We start from the raw sequence: 18,314 nt of genomic DNA, 5'->3' as shown, positions 1-18,314 counted from the left end.
ATTGCCGCCGTGTGTTTTGCAGATACCCGGGAAAGGTTTAGTCAAACCCCCAACGCTTTATTCAAAATGAGATTCGGGAACTGGGTCTCCAGTCGTTTCATTGCCTGGGGATTCAAAAGCTATTTAAAGTGTGCGCAGTTTCGTTGAAAACTTTCAGCGCGGGCACCATATTACTTTAAGAATGTATGGAGGTACGACCCATGGCCGGTTCATTGCAGAGAAACGTGGTGCTCGTTTCCGGCGGCAAGGTGGATCATTTCGCCAAAGCCAACCCGGACCTGATGTTCTATGAAATGACCATGCAGGCGGTCCGTGAAGCCGTGACCGACCTCGGTCTCAAACCGAAAGAGTTCCGCTCGCTACTCAAGGAACGCGGCGGGGTGGTGATCACCCACTTCGCCGACCACTTTGCCGGGCAGCTTCTGGGCGAGGCGTTGACGCGCGACTACCTGGGCCTCAATCCGGTGGAGGCATACCGCGTGGTGGGGGGGGGTGCCACGGGCGGGCTTGGTGTGCAGGCGGCGATCGAAAAGGTGGCTTCCGGGCGTGCCGACATCGTGCTCGCCGTCGGTTACGAAAAGATGTCGGAGGTGGATACCTTCCAGGGAAACGAGTTCATCGCGCTGGCGTCGGACACGGTGACGGATTTCCCCAACGGCGGATTCTATCCGCTCTACTACGCGGCGATGGCCCAGGCCTACCTGGACACCTTCGTCGGCAAAACTGTTTCGGCAGAAGACCTGCGTGCCGCGTTTTCCAAAATCGCGGTGCTGATGCGCAACAACGCGCAATACAACCGCCGTGCCCAGACTTCCCATGAAAACCCCTACGCCACCGCTTCGACCAGCGGATTCATCCGTGTCGACCAGGTGGAGCAGTCGGGCATCGTCGCCACCCCCTCCTACCGGCTGGACTGCTGTCTTATGACCGACGGCGCGTCGGCGTTGATTGTTGCAACGGAAGAGTTGGCGAAGGAGTTCACCAGCAAACCGGTGCGCGTGACCGGGCTGGGCAACGGCACCGACTGCATGCGCACCGGCGAGCGACCGCGCCTGCAGGGTGGATTGGTAAAGGAAAACCTGCTCCTGCCGCATGAGTTGGACGACCCGGAACGGGTCGCCTATTACGAATCGCTGGTGTATCCGGGACTGCATTCGTTCCGCGCCGGGCGCTGGGCGGCGAAGAAGGCCTACGAGATGGCGGGTATCCGAACCGATCCGCTGGAATATTTCGACCTGATCGAAATCCACGACGCGTTCGTCATTTCGGTCGTGCAGACGATGGAAGACCTGGGCATGGTGCCCTACGGCCAGGCCTGTCACCTCTTCAACGAACTGCCGGTGACCAACGGCAGGGTGCCGATCAACCCGAAGATCGGCGGCGAGCGTGGGCTTTATGTCAACCCGTCGGGCGGTTTGATCGGGCAGATGCACGGTGTCGGCGCCACAGGCAACGTGCAGGCGGTGGATGTGCTCTGGCAGATGCAGGGCCGGATCGAGGAGAAGTACGGCCACGCCGAAACGCAGGTGCCCAAGGTGGAACGGGCGTTGTTTCACAGTCACGCCGGAACGGGAAGCGACATCACGGTGACGACCGTGGAGAAAGGATGGTGAGCAATGCCGGTCAATGATTCGTACCTGGACCCGAAAGACAGGGCCTACAAGCCGGCCAAAACCGAAGTGGTGATGGTTCGGCGGCAGGTGTCCATCGATTACAAAAAAACCTACGGCGGCCTCTCGCCTTACATAAATGGAATCATGGGGGGCACGCGGGCGCGGCTGCTGTTCACTTTTTGTGAGAACGCGGAGGGACACGACTTGGGCAAGGTGTTGCGCTTCCAGGTGCCGCGCGTCGATTGCCCGGAGTGTTACGGGCGCACGGAGTGGGCGGCGCTTCCCGGCGAGACGCGTTTCTTCATCGAAACGCTGTCCACCGCGGTGGAACTGGCGGGCATTTCCTTCAAGGACCGCCTGCCGGTGACGGTTGCGTGGGTACGGGCCCACCTGCCGGATGTGGAGTTCACGGAACTCGACACGCTGGTGGCGGGCATGGTGGAGAGCGACGATTATAAAAAACTGAAGCGTGGCGACGAGCTCAGGCCGGTGTTCCGCGACGATCCCATCGCCAATTTCAGCGACGTCATGTGGGTGCTGGCCGGCACACCGCGGAAAGAGTTTCCGGAAGGTTACGTCGCCAGCAAGCATTACCCGGTTTGAGACTGTGAGGTCGAAGCGATGATTCCCAGGATTGTGGGCGTTGTGGGCGCGGGGCAGATGGGAAGCGGCATCGCCCAGGTGCTGGCAGAGGCCGGCCTGGGCGTCCTGCTCCACGATGCCGCACCGAGGCAAATCGAGAAAGGAATGGACGCCATTCGCGGAAGATTGGAAAAATCCGTGGCCTTGAACAAAATCACGAGCGAACAGATGAAGAGCACACTCGGCCGCGTGATCGGGGCCAAGGGGCTCAAGGAGTTCAGCGACGCGGGGTTCATCATTGAAGCGGTGGTGGAAGACGAGGGTGAAAAGAAAATCCTTTTCGAGGGGTTAGGCGATATCGCCTCACCAACCACCATCCTGGCGTCGAACACCTCGTCCATTCCTATCACCGAGTTGGCGGCGGTGGCGCGTCACCCGGAAAACGTGATTGGGTTCCATTTCATGAACCCGCCGTTCCTCATGCCGGGTATAGAGATTGTTCGCGGCCTGTTGACTTCCGACGGCACCTTCGCCGCCGCCAGGGAACTGGCCGGGCATTTGGGTAAAGAGGTCGTGGTGTCGAAAGACCGCGCGGGGTTTGTGGTCAACCGCATATTGATGCCGATGATCAACGAGGCCGTAGCGCTGGTGGGTGAGGGCACGGCCTCGATCGAAGATATAGACCGCGGAGGGGTGGCCTGTCTCAACCATCCGATGGGGCCGCTGGCCCTGTCGGATACCATCGGAAACGACACGACGCATCACATTCTATCGGTGATGGAAAGGGAGCACGGCGACCGGTTTCGCCCGGCGCCGTTGCTCACCCGGCTGGTGGAGGCGGGTCTTTTCGGCAGGAAAACGTCTGCCGGATTCTATGAATGGCAGGGCAACACGATCCAGCGCGTCAATCCCGGAGTGCTGGAGTTTCGAAATGCGGGGTGATCCATGAGTTACGCCGTCAGTGCGCAGAAAGATCTGTTGACCATGATGTACGGGGACGAAACGCATCTCGAGATGCTCGACGCGTTCGGCAAACTGGTGGAGGAGCGTGTGCTTCCGGCGGAGATGGCAACGGAGGTGGCACGCGCCGCCAATCCTCTGCAGGAATTCCGCTCGCAATTGCTGGCGCAGAACACGCTCGATAAAAACGCGGTGGAAGCGGTGTACGAGAAGGCGCGATCCAAACGCAAGGTTCCGGACAACGTGTTCCAGCAGATTGTGGAGTCCGGCCTCACCGCCATGCCGTTTGCGGAAGAGCTCGGCGGACTCGACCTCCCGTTCCCCCTGTTCATCGCGTTCCTGGAAACGCTGGGCAAGGCGTCGCCCAGCATCGGCGTGCGCTACGCCATTTCCAACACGGTGGCGGAAGGGTTGAAATTCAATTATCACGCCGGACGCCTGTCCGATTATGGCCGGCGCATGCTGGAAGCGCTGGTCTCCGGCGAGCACCTGGCGGCGTTCTGTCTCACCGAGGCGTCGGCGTCGGGGTCGAACATCATGCAGGAAATGGCGACGCGCGCGGTGCTGAACGGCGACGGCGGTGAGTACTCGCTGACGGGCAACAAGTTCTGGATCACCAACGCCGAGTCGGCGACGGTGTTCGGCGTGTTCGCGCGCACGTCGAAGGACCCGCGCCACGGGGTCAGCCTGTTTCTGGTCGAGCGAGCGCAGGAAGGATGCCGCACGGGACAGGTATTCGAAAAGTACGTGGTGGAAAACTCGTCTTTCGGGGAGATCGTGTTCAACGAAGTCAAACTGCCGCTCGACCACATGGTGGGGCAGGAAGGTTTCGGAATGGACTACGCCATGCGCATGCTGAACTCCGGCCGCATCACCATCGCCGCGCTGGCGACGGGCCTGGCGCAACGCGCGTTCGAGGAATACCTGGAGGTGGCCATCGAAGGCAAGAGGACCGCCGGGCGGCACCTCATCGAATTCGACCGCACCAAAACGAAAGTCGCCGAGTTGTCGACGGAAATCGATGCGGCGCGCGGCATGACCTACCGTGCGGCGTGGATGAAGGACCAGTACGACAAAAATTCCAGCGACGGCGACCTGCTTTCGCGTTATGTCGTCGCCGCCAACAGCGCCAAGCTGAAAGCCGCGGCGGTGGCGCAGAAGGCGTGCAATTACCTCATTCAAATATGGGGAGCGAGTTCCGTGGTCAAGGAAAACCGCGCGATGAAACATTACCTCGACTCGTGGCTGTATTACTTCGGCGAGGCGGTGCCGGAGGTTCTGGAGAACACCCTGTCGCGCATGGAAGTGAAACGCTACAAGGCGCGGAAAAGATTGCAGGACTGATATGGGCACGCACGTGGAATCGAGATCAATGAAAACCAGACCGCTGGAGATAAACCTGTGCACGTTCGGCATGGCGGCGGAAGACAGGCAACTGAAAGAAATCGCGCGAAGGGTGGAGTCGGCAAACGCCGGCGACATCCTCCTGTTTCCGGAGTACGCCGCGTACACGGCGGAGGGATCGGACATCGCCTACGACGCGTTTTGCCGCTGGGCGAAGGAGAAGCAGGTCACGCTGGTTACCACTCTCAACCGCGGGGCGGACGATTTGCCATACAGCGAGGCGGGCGAGCGCACGAACACGTTGTTCGTGTTTTCCGCCAATGGGAAAGTGCATGCGCCCCAGGCGAAGGTGACGCCACAGTCGTTCGAGATGAACTGGATGGATGAGAAGTCGCCGATCATCAACGTCCAGCCGTACACGCACCTCAACCGCGTGGTGCTGCGTCACGAAGGACAGGCGTACTCGGCCCTGTTTTTCATCTGTTCCGACCTGTACCTTTTGAAATTGTTTCCGCCGGAAGAGTTGCAGGCGGACGTGCTGTTCTGTCCGGCGAACTTCGGCAACGGTGCGGAGGGCGTCGCGGGACGGCTCATCGAAACCTGTGTGAAGTATGGCGTGTTCGGCCAGGCGTTTTATGCCAACTGTTACCAGAAACCGAAGAACCAGCACGTTCCCCTGACGGTGGCGGTGACGCAAAGCTACCGGGGGATGGACGTCGCGGCTGCGAAGCTGGAAAGCGCCGACCTGGTGCGGCAGGTGGATGCCTCGCATCACTTGTATCATGACGACAGCCATCCCAATTTTTTGAGCATGCTGGAGCTGACCCGGCAAGGCGGGTTCACCGTGCCGCATTCGCGCAGTGTGGAGTCCGGCCTCACCGTGTACTCCGGAGTCTACGATCGGGTGATCGAAATCTAATCAAATTTCAAATTTTGATCAAAAAGACCAAGTATGAAATGGTGCCTAAAAAAATGACAAATGCGAACTTTTGTTGGCAGTTATCTTAGTAAATACAAATTTATTCTTCTCATTTATAGAGTTCAGAAGGATAAAGATCGATAAATGTAAAATCATCGTTCCTAAATAGGAAATCATCAATTTGTACGGGATTGCTTTCGTCGTCGGTTAGGATTGTCATAGAAAAATCGGCATAAAGAGTAACTTCAGTTTCTCCAGCCACCTCATCCCAAGGAATTAGTACCTTGTCCTCTGAATCGTAAGATGCGGTCCCCCAATCAGGGTGGGTATAATAAACTTGAGTAGTAATTTTTAATGTTCCAACAACCAAAATGCTCCGATCATCTTTATCGTGGAATGAAAAGCTAATAAGCTCTACTGGTACCACTTCCAAAACTTGATCTATTTCAATGTCAGCATCCATTACATCGGAGGCGTAAAGGGTAAAGTCTATTAGTTCCCTTTCGCATAATTTCAACAATTCTGCTTCCTTCTCAATAAGGAACTCCTCTATCTCGGGGGCCTCTACCTGTAAACCAAGGTTTTTAAATAACGTAGGGAGATCCTTGACTAGTGAGATATTATTTTCAGACTCAACAGGACTTTCAAAGTCATTATCAAGTGAAACTATTATGACAGGTGAATCCGCCGAAGCTTCAGCCTTTAAGCATTCGAAAATAAAAGCGTCGGGAAACTGATCTTTTTTTCCCTTTCCAGAAAAAAAACTACTTTTGTCTCCATACGCTTTAAAAACGTTTGATGGTTTTACATTGTCTATGGCAAGGGTCCTAGCGTTAAGTTTATTGAACATCAATTCAACCTCTTTTAAATATTCTTGAAAGATTGATGCTCTTAGTTCATCTTTGTTTAATTCTGGTAAATTTAACCCGATGTGTTTTTTCGCTAGATTTTGGAAATGGGGGCTACCCAATTCCTTTATGACATTATAATCGTTTTCAGTATGTTTTTTTGCAACCTCAGTTACTGTTAAATCCGTGGTAAGGACTTCAATTATTTGAGCTTTTGCGAGATCCTCAATACGCGAAACAATGGGCCCTCCCGGTGGTTTGCCCCCCTGTATAAAAATATTTGAATCGATAAAAATCCTGAACATGCATCTTCTCCATGATGGTCGAGGTATTTGGCCATTTCCTCAAACATGTTTCTTTATATAACGCATTGTGATTGGCCCACCCGTACCTAGTTGATCTTCAATTTGAACACGATCCCATCCATTTGGCTCAAAAATTCCTTTTGCTGCCAAATCCTGTAAGTTGTAACGGATGCCTCCAGAAACACCTGGAATCAGACGAGCATCTATAGGGATTGCCATCATTGGCCATAGCATGGTGACATAGGAAACATGACTGTAATCATTTAATCCAGGAGGCAGACTTCCACATACAATTCCGCAAACCTGACTCTCCTCGTTAATTACCAGTCCACCGCTCATACCATGGTCAAATCTGGCATCAACTTCAAAACAGGGAAAGCTATATAAACCGGAATCTCTTTTATCCCAATAAATTTGCTTTATAGTTCCAGTTGATGTGGAACGTTCGCTTTTTATCTCAATATGTTCGAATTTCCCATTTGAATTTACTCGAGACCCGTCGAAGGAGATGTCATGGTACCCAAAAGCTCTAACTGTAGATCCAATTGGTGGCACGTCAAATGTTATTGGAAGAATTGACCATTTACTATGTTGGGCTGCATTTTCATCAAAAGCACGTAACCAAATAATTGCAATGTCAGAGTGGGGTGAGGTGGCTATAGATTCAATTGTCCAGATGATGTAGTTGTGATCGTCACCGGCCCATTTGATTTGAATAACCCAATATTCAGTGTGGGATGTACCAAATTCAATATTAGGATCATTTCTCAAAAGTTCTTCGAAAACATGTTTTGCTGTTATTGCCATATGAGGTCCGGCGATAAAACATGATCCATAAAATGATAAATTTTCATTTGGACCGATCCCGATCAAAATAGGCATCAATTCATAGAAAAATCGGTCATTCTTATTTACAGGTCGAAAGTCTGGCATTTTTCGATCAAAAAATTTGAAGGATAAAAATTTAACTCATCATATTATTGTAGGAAAACCAACTCCGCGTAATAGTTTAAGATAGGTCGAGGACTAAGCGAAGGCAATTTACCCAATGTATCTTGAATCACTCAAGATAGAAACCATGCTGATTAACTTGAACTAATTATAATTGAGTAGAGTGAGTTAGAATTTAGGTTTTTCAAATTACAAAAGGGATCACGGCGTGTTGCCGTGATCCCTTTTCGTTTCTGGTCGGGGCGAGAGGATTTGAACCTCCGACCCTCTGCTCCCAAAGCAGATGCGCTGCCAGGCTGCGCTACGCCCCGTTGAATGCCATGCGTCGTTCACGATTTGGGCGATGTGCCCCGCCGCCCGTCCGGACTTCCGGACTCAGCCGCCGTGGTGCAGGCCGCCGATCTTCTTCCGCTGTTCCTCGGTCAGCACCTGAAGCAGCGCGATCTTCGCGTCGATCATCAACTGGATCGATGCTGCCTTCACCGTCTTCATGCGCTCGCCGACTTTGCGGATGGCGCTCTCGTCGAACTCACCGCTGTGCACCAGTTTCTCCAGTTCCATGTGCGCGATGCGGTGCTCGGCATGCAGTTGCACGCTTTTCTTCTGGTACTCGAACTGCTTGTCACTGATGGTTTTCAACTGGTCTTCAGTGAGACCCAGCGGCTTGGCGAACTTGAGCAGGTGCGAGAACGGATCGCGGTCGCCGTGGTGTCCGCCGCCATGACCGTACTTGCCGTGGCCTTTTTTGTGATGGCCTTTGTAGCCGTGTCCGTACCCTTTCGAACCGTGGCTGTAACCCTTGCCGTGTTCGTAGCCCTTGCCACTGCCTTCTTCCTTGCCGTGGTGGCCGGAGTAACCGGAATCGTGCGGGGATTTGCCATGCGGCGACCCGTGGGTGTAGCCGTGCGGCGATTTCGGGTGGCCTTCGGTTTTACTGCCTTCTTCCGGGCTGGCCGACGCGAAGGTGACCGTCCCGGTCAGTAACAGGGGCAAGGCGAATCCGTAAACGAGAACGCGGGGAACGGATGCAATGAAATGGCGCATGGGATACTCCTTTCTCACTCACTTATGAGGCAGTCTGGACTGGGTCCGGAAAGATGGAACCAAAATGGCACGCCCGGCAGGATTCGAACCTGCGACCTACGGATTCGAAGTCCGGTACTCTATCCAGCTGAGCTACGGGCGCAGAAAAAAATGGGGTGAGCGACGGGATTTGAACCCGCGACCACTGGAGCCACAATCCAGTGCTCTACCAGCTGAGCTACGCCCACCATAGTGTCTTGTAGGGTATTATATAAAAATAAGGAGTGCAGTTTAAACCATTCATTCAGCGGGTACAAGCAAATATTCCCCGCCAACTGCTTGAAAACCGGGGCCTACAGGCCGTCAGGCGGCATCCCACACGATTGCGGGGGTGTTCTCACTTGATGACGCGCAAATGCGAGCGGTCGCGTTTCGGTTTTTCGCCGCTTTCCTTGTCTTTTTCAGTTGATTTGGCGGCGGCGCGGGTTTGCGGCTGGATGGTGGTTTTCCGCGTGGGGTCCGGTTTTTTTGCCTTGCTCATCTCCTCCATCAGGTCGATGTCCTGCGGGATGCTTTCTTCCCACACCTGGCCTTCGTTGGTTTGCGGGTCATACATGGCCCATACGGAGGTGAAGGGGATGATGCACTTGTGGGGTCGGCCGCCGAACGACAGGGTGGCGTAAATTCCGTTTTCATCCGCTTCGATGGGGCGGCGGAACCCCAGGTTGAGCACCAGGTTGAGCATGGGATTGTGCTTGTGTTGTTTGGGCACGTCCACATCCGGCTGGCGCGCATCGAGACACACCATGGCGTCGCCCTGGCTGAGCAGGTGGTTCAGCATTTCCTGTTTGGTCTGGGAAGGAGTCTCCATGGCCCCAAAGTTACCACAATTTTTTTTCGGCGAAAAGCGGATCATGATACCATTTGCGTTCACAACGAAAGTTCAATTAGATACAAAAGAAGGACAATCATGATCGCAAGCAAGGCAGGGAAACGAGCGGGTTGGGTGTTGGCAATCTGGCTGGCGTGGGCCGGCGTGGTGGAAGCGCAGGAAAAAACGATCGAGATCCTGCCGCACATCTGGACGGTTCATTCCGAAGGCGGGCCGGATGCGAACGCGACGTTCATCATCACCGACCAGGGCGTGATGGTGATCGACACGCGGATGACCGCGGAGGGCGGACAACACCTGCTGGGCGAAATCCGCAGCAAAACGGACAAACCCATCACGCACGTGGTGAACACGCATCATCACAAGGACAGCGTGCTCGGCAATTCGGCGTTCAAGGAGTGTCCTTCCATCATCGCGCACCTGAAAGCGCAGAAAAACATGGAAACCATGGCCGAACTGGAAGGTTTGAAAAACCTGACCTACCCGAACCTCGCGTTCGACACGGAAGTGGAGCTGACGTTGGGAGGGTACCTTCTTGAGTTGCGGCATCCGGGTCCGGGCCACACCGATGGGGATTTATATGTATACCTCCCCACCTGGCGGACAATCATCGGCGGCGGGCTGGTTTTCAACCGGGTCATTCCGGACACGCGTGACAGCTACATCGATCCGTGGATCGACGCTCTTCAGGAGATGGAAGACGTGGATGCGGAACTGATCGTGCCCGGTCAGGGGCGTCCCGGCGGCAAGCAGATCATCATCCAGGCGAAGCACTACCTGATTCTTCTTCGGCAGTATGTCAATCGCGAACTCGACAAGGGATACGATCTGAACAAAACGGTCGAGAACGTGACGGCGAGGCTGATGGAAAAGTACAGCGACTGGGCGCACACCGAGAGGATAAAGGAGAACATCCGCCGGGCGTTCATCGAATACACAGCCAAACGCGAAACCTGATAAGAGCAGTCTGATCTGAAATAAAAAACCCCTTTCCCGATCCGGGAAAGGGGTTTTGTTTTTTGATCGATGATGCGGTTTAAATGTCGATTCCTTTTTTCTTCCAGTAATCGCGCAGGTTGGTATCCGTGTCGAGAATGGTGTCTAGGTACGTGTGGCCGCCCGGGATCATCGGGATGACGTGGCCGTGGCTCTTGTCGTTGTACGGGTACTTGACGTCGAGCACGTAGGGTCCCTTGTGTTTCAACATGCGCTTCAGGGCCGGTTCCACTTCCTCCGGTTTGCGGATGGACTCGCCTTTGATGCCGAAGGCGTCGGCGATCTCCGCGAAATCGGCGTCGCCGATGTACGTGTGTCCCCGCAGGGACTTGTAGAAGCGGTCTTCCCACTGCGCCACCATACCGAGGTGCGCGTTGTTGAGAACAACGCTTTTCACCGGGATGTTCTCGATCTTGCAGGTCTGCAGTTCCTGTATATTCATGAGGAACGAACCGTCGCCGTCGATGTTGATGACAGGCACATCCGGCCGCGCCACCGCCGCACCCATCGCCGCGGGCAGGCCGAATCCCATCGCGCCGAGGCCGGACGAACACAGCCAGTGCCGGGGTTGCTTGAACCGCCAGAACTGAGCCGTCCACATCTGGTGCTGGCCGACGCCGACCGAGACGATCGCCTCGTCTCCGACAAGGCGTTGCAGTTCGGTGATCACGTGCTGGGGCACGATGTCCTTGTCGCTCATTTTGTACGTCAGCGGAAACTCCTGTTTCCACTCCTGGACCTGTTGCAGCCAGGGGCCGATGTCCTTTTTCTTTTCCGCCAGTTCGACCATCATCTTGAGCGCCTGCTTGACGTCGCCCTGGATCGGAACATCGACGGTGATGTTCTTGTTGATCTCCGACGGATCGATGTCCACGTGAATGAACTTCGCGTTCGGGCAGAATTCGGAAAGCTTTCCGGTAACCCGGTCGTCGAATCGCACGCCAAGGGCGATGACGAGGTCGGCGTGGTTGATGGCGATATTCGCATACACCGCGCCGTGCATGCCGAGCATGTGGAGCGAAAGCGGGTCGTCCATCGGGAAACTGCCGAGCCCCATGACCGTGTTGGTGATGGGGATGCCGGTCTTCTTGACGAACTTGCGCAGTTCGTCAGAAGCTTCCGCGGAGATGATGCCGCCGCCTGCGTAGATGATGGGCCGCCGCGACTCCTTGAGCAGGTGCATGGCTTTCTTCACCTGTTGCGGCGCGGGCTTCAGATTCGGGCGGTAACCCGGAACGTCCAGCCCGACCTTGAAATCCGGGATCGTCTCCTGTTGCTGGATATTTTTCGGGATGTCCACGAGCACCGGACCCGGCCGCCCCGTGGAGGCGATGTGAAACGCTTCGTGAATGATCTGCGGAATATCGTTGATGTCCTGCACCAGGTAGCTGTGCTTGACCAGAGGAAACGAGGCGCCGACGATGTCCGTTTCCTGAAACGCGTCGCTGCCGATCACCGGCGTCGGGACCTGACCCGTGATGGCGACAAGCGGAATGGAATCCATCTTTGCGTCCATGATGCCGGTCAACAGGTTGGTGGCACCGGGGCCGGAAGTAGCGATGCACACGCCCGGCCGACCCGTCACACGCGCGTACCCGCCCGCGGCAAACGAACCACCCTGTTCGTGGCGCGGCAGAACGTGACGGATTTTCTTGGTGAGCGTCAGTGCCTGGTGGATTTCCATCGACGCGCCACCGGGATAGCCAAATACCGTGTCCACGCCCTCGTTTTCCAGAGCCTTTACGAGGATGTCCCGTCCCTTCATGGGCGGGCTGGCGAGATCTTTTTTGCGGTCGATGTTGACGACTTTTTTTGCTGTGGACGGACGCGTGCGTGACATGGCTTATAACGTGTTAAAAATTAATAAGATAAGTTGAACCTTAGCCTATGGGCCGGGGCTTGTCAACCCAAACTCCGGGCGCAAACCGGGCAGGACGGGTGACCTGCTGTGCTGTGGATGGTGATGACGGGATTCGGCTCCGGATACTCTTTTATAACGTGAACCGCCGGAACCTATCAAATTTTTTTTACCCCGCGGCGTAGGGAGGACGTTTTTATAATCCACAGGCCGATATTCAGGGGGCTCCTCTCGCTCAACCCCCGCCGGCCCGGTCGCCGAAGGCGTCGATCAGCACCCCTTCCCGCAGGCTGTATTCGCTGACCGTCAGGGTTTCGCAGGCGAAGGTGTGCATGGTTTCCAGCAGGATGGCGGTGCCGGCGATGATGAGGTCCTCGCGTCCTTCCTCCAATGTGCGGATTTTACGACGCTCTTCGATGGATTTTGCCTTCAATTCGCCGTTCAGGCGTTCGATGTCCGCCAGCGGCAGGTGCATGCCGTGGATACGTTCCGGATCGTAAGGGTAGATATCGTCGCGGATGGCGGCCAGGGTCGTCACCGTACCCGCGGTGCCCACCAGAATTTCGGGTTTCGGCGATCCCAGTTTGCGCGACACGTCGGCCAGTTCTTCCGCCAGGAAAGCGCGCAGGGGCCGGTACTCGGTTTCCGCCACGGGGTGCTGAGTGAGAAACCGTTCCGTCAGGCGAACCACCCCCAGAGACGTACCCGCCACCGCTTCCACCTTGCGGCCCCGGGAATAGATGAACTCGGTACTGCCGCCGCCGATGTCGAACGTCACCATCGGCCGGTTGTCTTCAGGCAGTTTCCAGAACACCCCGGCCAGGGTCAACCGTGCTTCTTCCTCCCATGGAATGACGTCGATCGTGAGGTCCAGTTCGTCTTTCGCGCGGTTCACGAAGTCCTCTTTGTTCGCGGCTTCGCGTACGGCGCTGGTGGCGACGAGTTTCATCGGCACGTCGCCGTACTTGCGGCACCGCTCCTGAAATCCGCGGAGGGTGTCCAGTGCAAGGTCGATGCGGTGCGGCAGGAGCTTTTTTTCGGTATGGATGCCTTCGCCCAGACGCGTGATGGCACGCTCCGAGTCCACTTCATGAAACTCGCCCTGTCCGTTGACCTGCATGACGAGCAGACGGATGGTGTTGGAGCCGATATCGACCGACGCAAAGTGGTTCATCATGAAGTCGTCTCTTTATATGGGCAGCACTTTTTCGCTGTCGAGTGTGAGTAAAAGATACAGGCCCACGGTGATGAACAACAGGCACGGACCCCACGCCGCCAGCACGGGTTCGAAGGTTCCTTTCTGGCCGAGAGAAATGGAGGTGGCGTAGAAAAAGAAAAACAGGAACCCGATGGCGAGGCTGATACCGATGCAGAACAGAAGCCCGCCCCGCCTGCTGGAACGAATGGAAAGCGGAATACCCACCAGCGCCAGCACCACGCTGATGAACGGATACGACAGCTTGTGGTGCAGGTCGACGCGGTTTCTGGCCGTATCGAATCCTTCCGATTCCTTAATCAGGATATTCTGGTACATCTCACGTGCACTCATCTCTTCCGGACGTTTCTGGACCTTGTTGAAATCTTCCGGTTTTTCCATCACAGGAAACACCTGTGTTTCAAAAAACTGGGTTTTGTCGAGACCGCCCGGGGAGAAAAACCGCATCGCACCCTTTTCAAATACCCACTGGTCCCCGGTCCACGAAACTTTTTGCGCGTCGATGCGCTGTCGCATGACGGGATGTTCGCGATCATAATAAAACAGGCTGACATCATACATCACGTTGTTAACCGGATCGAAGGTTTCCATGTTCCAGATGGAACCGTTGGGCGACCTCAACCACAAATTCTGGTGCGAAGCCTGGTGCAGGTTTTCGTGGCCGCGCACTTTCACGTAAAAAATATAATTCATGTTTTCGCTGGTTTTGGGGGTCACGAACTCGTTGAGGAAGACCAGCCCCAGCGCAATGATGAGCGAAGTGCTCAGGATCGGTTGTGTGATTCCGGTCAGGCTGATACCGCAGGCGCGCATGGCAGTCAGCTCGTTGTTGCGGGCCAGCTCCACCAATGTCACCACCGTCGCCAGCAGGATCGCCTGGGGCGCCATGTAAGACAGGATGAATGGAATTTTGTAAATGAAATAAAGAACAAAATCCCAGAACGTACCGTGCTTGGTGACGAATTCATCGAGCCGTTCGAAGGCGTCGATCACCAAAAATACGCCGACCATGGCGACGACCATCAACAGGTACGTCTTCAGGAACTGGGCCAGGATGTAGCGTTTCAGGATTTTCATAAGGGTAAGGGTGCGGAAAGAGTCAGGAGGCAAGCTCCGGGATGGCCGACTCCAATGCGTGACGCAGGCCTTTCCAATCGTCGTGGCGTTGCAGGGTGGTGCGTACGTAGTTCAGGGTCGGAGCGATACAGGGTTCATAACGTTCGTTGCCAACGGCGTGTTTCTGGTAGGCGAAGGTGCCGATGGCTTTCAGGTTGCGCTGAACGGACATCAAATCGAACACGCGCCGGTATTCGTCTGCATCCACATCCCCTTTTTCCTTTTGTTTTTTCAGGCTGATGAAGCGAGTCACCATGTCGCTCACAAATTCCTCCGGAAGGACGTGGTACGAGTCGCGGAGAAGGGATGCGAGGTCGTACTGGCTGGGGCCCATGCGTGCATCCTGAAAGTCGATCATCACCAGCTCCTCATCGTGGACCATCAGGTTGCGGCTGTGAAAATCCCGGTGGGTGAAGTGCAGCGGTTGCCGGTCGAGTTCGGAACAAAGGCGCTGCAGGTGGTGCTGCAACGCATTCCATACGGTGTCGTTCAGTTTCAATCCCAACAGGCCTTCGATGTAGTGCTCGATCATGAAGTCCATCTCCCCCATCAGCTTGGCTGTGTCGAAACGCAGGTGGTACGCCGGGCAGTCCGGGCGGATGCGTTGCGTCGCGCGGAACTGCATGTCGGCCAGCTTGTCGACCGCCTGCCGGTACCATGCGCGGCTTTCGGCCTCATCGCTGTTTGAAAGCTGGTGCTCCAGTGTGATGTCGCCGCAGTCCTGCAGGAAAACAAATCCCTGCGCGACGTCATAGTGGTAAAGATGGGGGACCGAAACATTCAACCCTTCCAGAAATTTCTGGATCAGGACGAAATCATATTTCTCGCCGGGAAAGGGTTCCGGCAACTGCATCAGGACAAGTGAGTCCGGTCCGCGTCCGCGCGACCGGTAATGCGGATGCAGGCGAAAATAACGGCGGGTGGAGGCATCACCCTGCAGCGGTGTGGCCTCGACCCCGGCCACCGATTGCCCGAACAGCCCCCCCAGCGTTTTGGCCAGGTAGGGCAGGTTGAAACGCGGCTCGGCGGAAGGGCTGGTTGCGATTTTGGAATTCATTGGATAGGTCGTTTATGGCCTGTGAATACAGGTTCGGTTTGGAACTTTGTGCAATTATAGTATACTACCAGCCCGTTTGGCCGGAGACAATGCGGCCCCGGGGCGGGTGAAAGAGGGAAAGCCACCCTGCCCACGGAATTTTGGAAGATTTCCTTTAAATTTCCAAAGCGAACCCTAACCAGTCGCATCATAAATGGGACCTGCGGGTCCCTTGAATTATTTACGGAGGAGAACAATGCCGAAACCTGCATATCACATCCTGGTCTGTACGAACCAGCGCCCTCCGGGACATCCCCGGGGTTCCTGCGGCGAAAACGGAGCCATGGAAGTCTTTGAAAAAATCGGAATGGGCATCGAACAGAAAAATTTGTTTGGCAAAGCCATGCTCACCACCACGGGATGCATGGGACCCTGTTCCATGGGGCCGGTGGTGGTTGTGTACCCGGACGGAGTCTGGTACAAGGGCGTCAAGCCGGACGACGTGGACGAGATTCTCGAATCCCACATCATGAACGGCAAAAAGATCGAGCGCCTGGAAATTCCCGACGAGATGTGGGGCTGATCCCCGTTCGTTACGCTGGTATCAACAAGTAAATAAAAGAGGAAGCTCACTCCTCGGCGGGTTGGGCTTCCTCTTTTTTTCTGCGGTTTGAAAAATAGTTCCACAGTTCCTTCCGGCCCTGGTTGTTCTTGCTGGAATACATCAGCACCGTGCGCACCCCGTCACCGCCAAATTCTTTTTTGATTTTGGTCATCTGCTGTTTTCTCTCCGTCTGCGACAGTTTGTCGGACTTGGTGGCGACCACAACGTAGTCCAGCCCCGCGTCCTCCAGCCAGTCCCGCATGACCAGGTCCAGCTCCGTTGGTTTCCGGCGGATGTCTACGATCAGCACCACGCTCTCCAGACGTTCGCGTTCCTGCAGGTAGTCTTCAATCAGCACCTGCCATTTCTTCTGCACCTGCGGGGGTACTTTGGCGAAGCCGTAGCCCGGCAGGTCCGCCAGCATCCACACATCGTTGATGTTGAAAAAGTTGATCATCTGCGTTTTTCCCGGTGTGGCGCTGGTTTTCACCAGCTTTTTGCGGTTGACCAGCGAATTGATGAGCGACGATTTGCCCACGTTGGACCGCCCGATGAACGCGATTTCGGGAAGCGGCTGGTTGGGAAACTGTTTGGCGGACACCGCACCGGTGATGAATTCGGCCTTGACGATTTTCATGATTTGAAACGGTTGATCACCAATCCGGAGAGCAGTTTGGGATAGAAGTAAGTGGCTTTCTGGGGGAGCCGTACGCCCTGCTCGGCGAGGCTCCGCACCTGATCGATGCGGGTTGCGTTCATGAAGAACGCGAGGTCGAACTCGCCTTTTTCCACGTTTTGAATCGATTCCTCCGCCCGAACATTGTAGGTGATGCACTGCTGATGCTCCGGACGTTTGGTGTCTATGCCCATGAGGTGTTTCAACACCAGGGTATGCAGTTGAAATACATCGAGCACTTTCAGCGGCTCCGCGTCATCAGCGTTCATGTGCGGAACCACGGCATCGATATCTTTCAGTTTCAGTAATGCCGCATTGCCGTTACCCAGATACGCGCAGAAGGCGATCCCATGATGCCCGACTTCTTCCAAAGTGGCAATCATTACGCTGGCAGAAGCATTTTTCGGGAAGGATTGAATATGAAAATAGGATTCCAGTTTTTTGAGGAAGGCATCGCGGTCGAACGGTTCCGGTGATTTGATCTGCCGATGGATGGGATAGATGGCGAGGGCGTCGTTGTCCATGTTGGTGAGGAACATCAACACGTGCGCCGAATCGCTCCCGGGTCCGCCGTTCTCCAGATGGTAGGCGAGAGCGGTTTCATAACGGTGATGCCCGTCCGCGATGTATACCTTTCTATTCTCGAACTGTTCTGCAATCCTGGCGAGCGTCGCGGGTTCGGTGAGCTTCCAGAACCGGTGCGTCACGCCGTCTTCCTCAATCACTGCCAGTGGCTCCGACTGCATGACCACTTCAAGTGAGCCGTCTACGGTGCGTTCGGGATCGGAATACAGACCGAACACGGGACTGAAGTTGGCCTTGCAGGCGCGGATCAGTTTGGCGCGGTCTTCCTTTGCTTTGGCCAGCGTGAACTCGTGCGGGCAGATGTTGCCCTTGCTGAACTCTTCCAGGCGAACGCGGGCGAAAAATCCGTAGCGGCTGTACGGCCGGCCGTTGTAGGTGTACTCCTGGGAGTAAACGTAAAATCCCGGCCGGTCGTCTTCCTTCAAAATGCCCTTTGCCTGCCAGTCGGCGAAGTCTCTGGCCGATCGGGTGTAGCGGTTATCGGTTTCGGTATCCTGACTGCATTGTTTGCCCAGAATCAGGCGGACCACATTGTACGGACTCCGGCGGTACAGGTCGTCCTGCTGATCGGGAGTGATGACGTCATAAGGCGGCGCGACGAGATCGGCCAGTGGTCCGGCGGTCCGTTCATCGTATAGCAGTCCGGTGAAGGGAGCGACATCAACCATAATGCGGTCCTGGGAATCGGGTAAAAAATAAATATAGATGGTCTATTCAGGCAATATAAATTCCACCGAAGCGGGCGGCGGATATAAAAATCATTCTACGCCCTTTGCCGAATTGAGACAAT

Annotated in this window: 17 protein-coding genes and 3 tRNA genes; 7 read left to right on the top strand and 13 right to left on the bottom strand. The window is 55.3% G+C overall.

Features of this window, described 5'->3' with window-relative positions:
• Positions 1-200: 200 nt before the first annotated feature.
• The 5 genes from ACTRXA_RS13000 to ACTRXA_RS12980 are packed head-to-tail and all read left to right on the top strand — an operon-like array spanning position 201 to position 5,418.
• Positions 201-1,613 carry a thiolase C-terminal domain-containing protein gene (locus tag ACTRXA_RS13000; RefSeq protein WP_442427600.1) on the top strand — a complete coding sequence of 471 codons (1,413 nt, stop codon included), beginning with the start codon at positions 201-203 and terminating at the stop codon, positions 1,611-1,613.
• A 3-nt stretch (positions 1,614-1,616) separates the two neighbouring features.
• On the top strand, positions 1,617-2,216 hold the full coding sequence (locus tag ACTRXA_RS12995; protein ID WP_442427599.1) for a hypothetical protein: 600 nt from the start codon (positions 1,617-1,619) through the stop codon (positions 2,214-2,216).
• 18 nt (positions 2,217-2,234) lie between these two features.
• Entirely contained in the window at positions 2,235-3,137 is a 903-nt protein-coding gene (locus ACTRXA_RS12990; protein ID WP_442427598.1) for a 3-hydroxyacyl-CoA dehydrogenase family protein, read from the top strand.
• Positions 3,138-3,140: 3 nt separating this feature from the next.
• Positions 3,141-4,499, top strand: coding sequence for an acyl-CoA dehydrogenase family protein (locus ACTRXA_RS12985; protein WP_442427597.1), 1,359 nt, complete (start codon positions 3,141-3,143; stop codon positions 4,497-4,499).
• Positions 4,500-4,527: 28 nt separating this feature from the next.
• Positions 4,528-5,418, top strand: coding sequence for a hypothetical protein (locus tag ACTRXA_RS12980; RefSeq protein WP_442427596.1), 891 nt, complete (start codon positions 4,528-4,530; stop codon positions 5,416-5,418).
• Positions 5,419-5,527: 109 nt separating this feature from the next.
• On the opposite strand, the gene ACTRXA_RS12975 is transcribed toward ACTRXA_RS12980, so the two are convergent.
• The 7 genes from ACTRXA_RS12975 to ACTRXA_RS12945 form a co-directional block, all read right to left on the bottom strand.
• Complete coding sequence (locus ACTRXA_RS12975) at positions 5,528-6,571, bottom strand: PIN domain-containing protein (RefSeq protein WP_442427595.1); 1,044 nt, start codon at positions 6,569-6,571, stop codon at positions 5,528-5,530.
• A 39-nt stretch (positions 6,572-6,610) separates the two neighbouring features.
• A complete protein-coding gene (locus ACTRXA_RS12970; protein ID WP_442427594.1) occupies positions 6,611-7,504 on the bottom strand; it encodes a S1 family peptidase in 894 nt (297 codons plus the stop codon).
• 252 nt (positions 7,505-7,756) lie between these two features.
• Positions 7,757-7,833, bottom strand: a tRNA-Pro gene (locus tag ACTRXA_RS12965).
• Between the two features lie 64 nt (positions 7,834-7,897).
• Positions 7,898-8,566 (bottom strand): Spy/CpxP family protein refolding chaperone, encoded by a 669-nt coding sequence (locus tag ACTRXA_RS12960; RefSeq protein WP_442427593.1) that lies wholly within the window; start codon positions 8,564-8,566, stop codon positions 7,898-7,900.
• A gap of 65 nt (positions 8,567-8,631) precedes the next feature.
• A tRNA-Arg gene (locus ACTRXA_RS12955) sits at positions 8,632-8,708 on the bottom strand.
• Between the two features lie 9 nt (positions 8,709-8,717).
• Positions 8,718-8,793: transfer RNA gene (locus tag ACTRXA_RS12950), tRNA-His, on the bottom strand.
• 149 nt (positions 8,794-8,942) lie between these two features.
• Positions 8,943-9,416, bottom strand: a complete 474-nt coding sequence (locus ACTRXA_RS12945; RefSeq protein ID WP_442427592.1) for a ClpXP protease specificity-enhancing factor SspB — start codon at positions 9,414-9,416, stop codon at positions 8,943-8,945.
• Between the two features lie 99 nt (positions 9,417-9,515).
• Between ACTRXA_RS12945 and ACTRXA_RS12940 the strand changes: the two genes are divergently transcribed.
• Positions 9,516-10,394, top strand: coding sequence for an MBL fold metallo-hydrolase (locus ACTRXA_RS12940; RefSeq protein ID WP_442427591.1), 879 nt, complete (start codon positions 9,516-9,518; stop codon positions 10,392-10,394).
• 79 nt (positions 10,395-10,473) lie between these two features.
• Here the strand turns inward: ACTRXA_RS12940 and ilvB are convergent, their stop codons facing one another.
• The 4 genes from ilvB to ACTRXA_RS12920 form a co-directional block, all read right to left on the bottom strand.
• Positions 10,474-12,273, bottom strand: coding sequence for a biosynthetic-type acetolactate synthase large subunit (gene ilvB / locus ACTRXA_RS12935; protein ID WP_442427590.1), 1,800 nt, complete (start codon positions 12,271-12,273; stop codon positions 10,474-10,476).
• 253 nt (positions 12,274-12,526) lie between these two features.
• On the bottom strand, positions 12,527-13,468 hold the full coding sequence (locus ACTRXA_RS12930) for a Ppx/GppA phosphatase family protein (RefSeq protein WP_442427589.1): 942 nt from the start codon (positions 13,466-13,468) through the stop codon (positions 12,527-12,529).
• Between the two features lie 12 nt (positions 13,469-13,480).
• On the bottom strand, positions 13,481-14,584 hold the full coding sequence (lptG, locus tag ACTRXA_RS12925) for an LPS export ABC transporter permease LptG (RefSeq protein WP_442427588.1): 1,104 nt from the start codon (positions 14,582-14,584) through the stop codon (positions 13,481-13,483).
• A gap of 22 nt (positions 14,585-14,606) precedes the next feature.
• Positions 14,607-15,680: an aminoglycoside phosphotransferase family protein gene (locus ACTRXA_RS12920; RefSeq protein WP_442427587.1), complete on the bottom strand. Its 1,074-nt coding sequence runs from the start codon at positions 15,678-15,680 to the stop codon at positions 14,607-14,609.
• 235 nt (positions 15,681-15,915) lie between these two features.
• Here ACTRXA_RS12920 and ACTRXA_RS12915 point away from each other — a divergent pair, with 235 nt between their 5' ends.
• The gene (locus tag ACTRXA_RS12915; RefSeq protein WP_005007988.1) at positions 15,916-16,242 is read left to right on the top strand and encodes a (2Fe-2S) ferredoxin domain-containing protein; all 327 of its coding nucleotides are present in this window, start codon (positions 15,916-15,918) and stop codon (positions 16,240-16,242) included.
• A 46-nt stretch (positions 16,243-16,288) separates the two neighbouring features.
• Here ACTRXA_RS12915 and yihA read toward each other — a convergent pair whose 3' ends face one another.
• Both yihA and ACTRXA_RS12905 read right to left on the bottom strand, forming a co-directional pair.
• Positions 16,289-16,900 carry a ribosome biogenesis GTP-binding protein YihA/YsxC gene (gene yihA / locus ACTRXA_RS12910; RefSeq protein ID WP_442427586.1) on the bottom strand — a complete coding sequence of 204 codons (612 nt, stop codon included), beginning with the start codon at positions 16,898-16,900 and terminating at the stop codon, positions 16,289-16,291.
• Positions 16,897-18,192 carry a DUF1015 domain-containing protein gene (locus ACTRXA_RS12905; RefSeq protein ID WP_442427585.1) on the bottom strand — a complete coding sequence of 432 codons (1,296 nt, stop codon included), beginning with the start codon at positions 18,190-18,192 and terminating at the stop codon, positions 16,897-16,899. The genes yihA and ACTRXA_RS12905 overlap by 4 nt, the downstream gene beginning before the upstream one ends.
• Positions 18,193-18,314 lie beyond the last annotated feature (122 nt).

The organism is Nitrospina sp. P1_D6 (genome assembly GCF_052156615.1).
Lineage (GTDB): Bacteria > Nitrospinota > Nitrospinia > Nitrospinales > Nitrospinaceae > Nitrospina.
The sequence above is the reverse complement of the archived record's forward strand: the minus strand, read 5'-3'. Positions and strand labels throughout refer to the sequence as shown.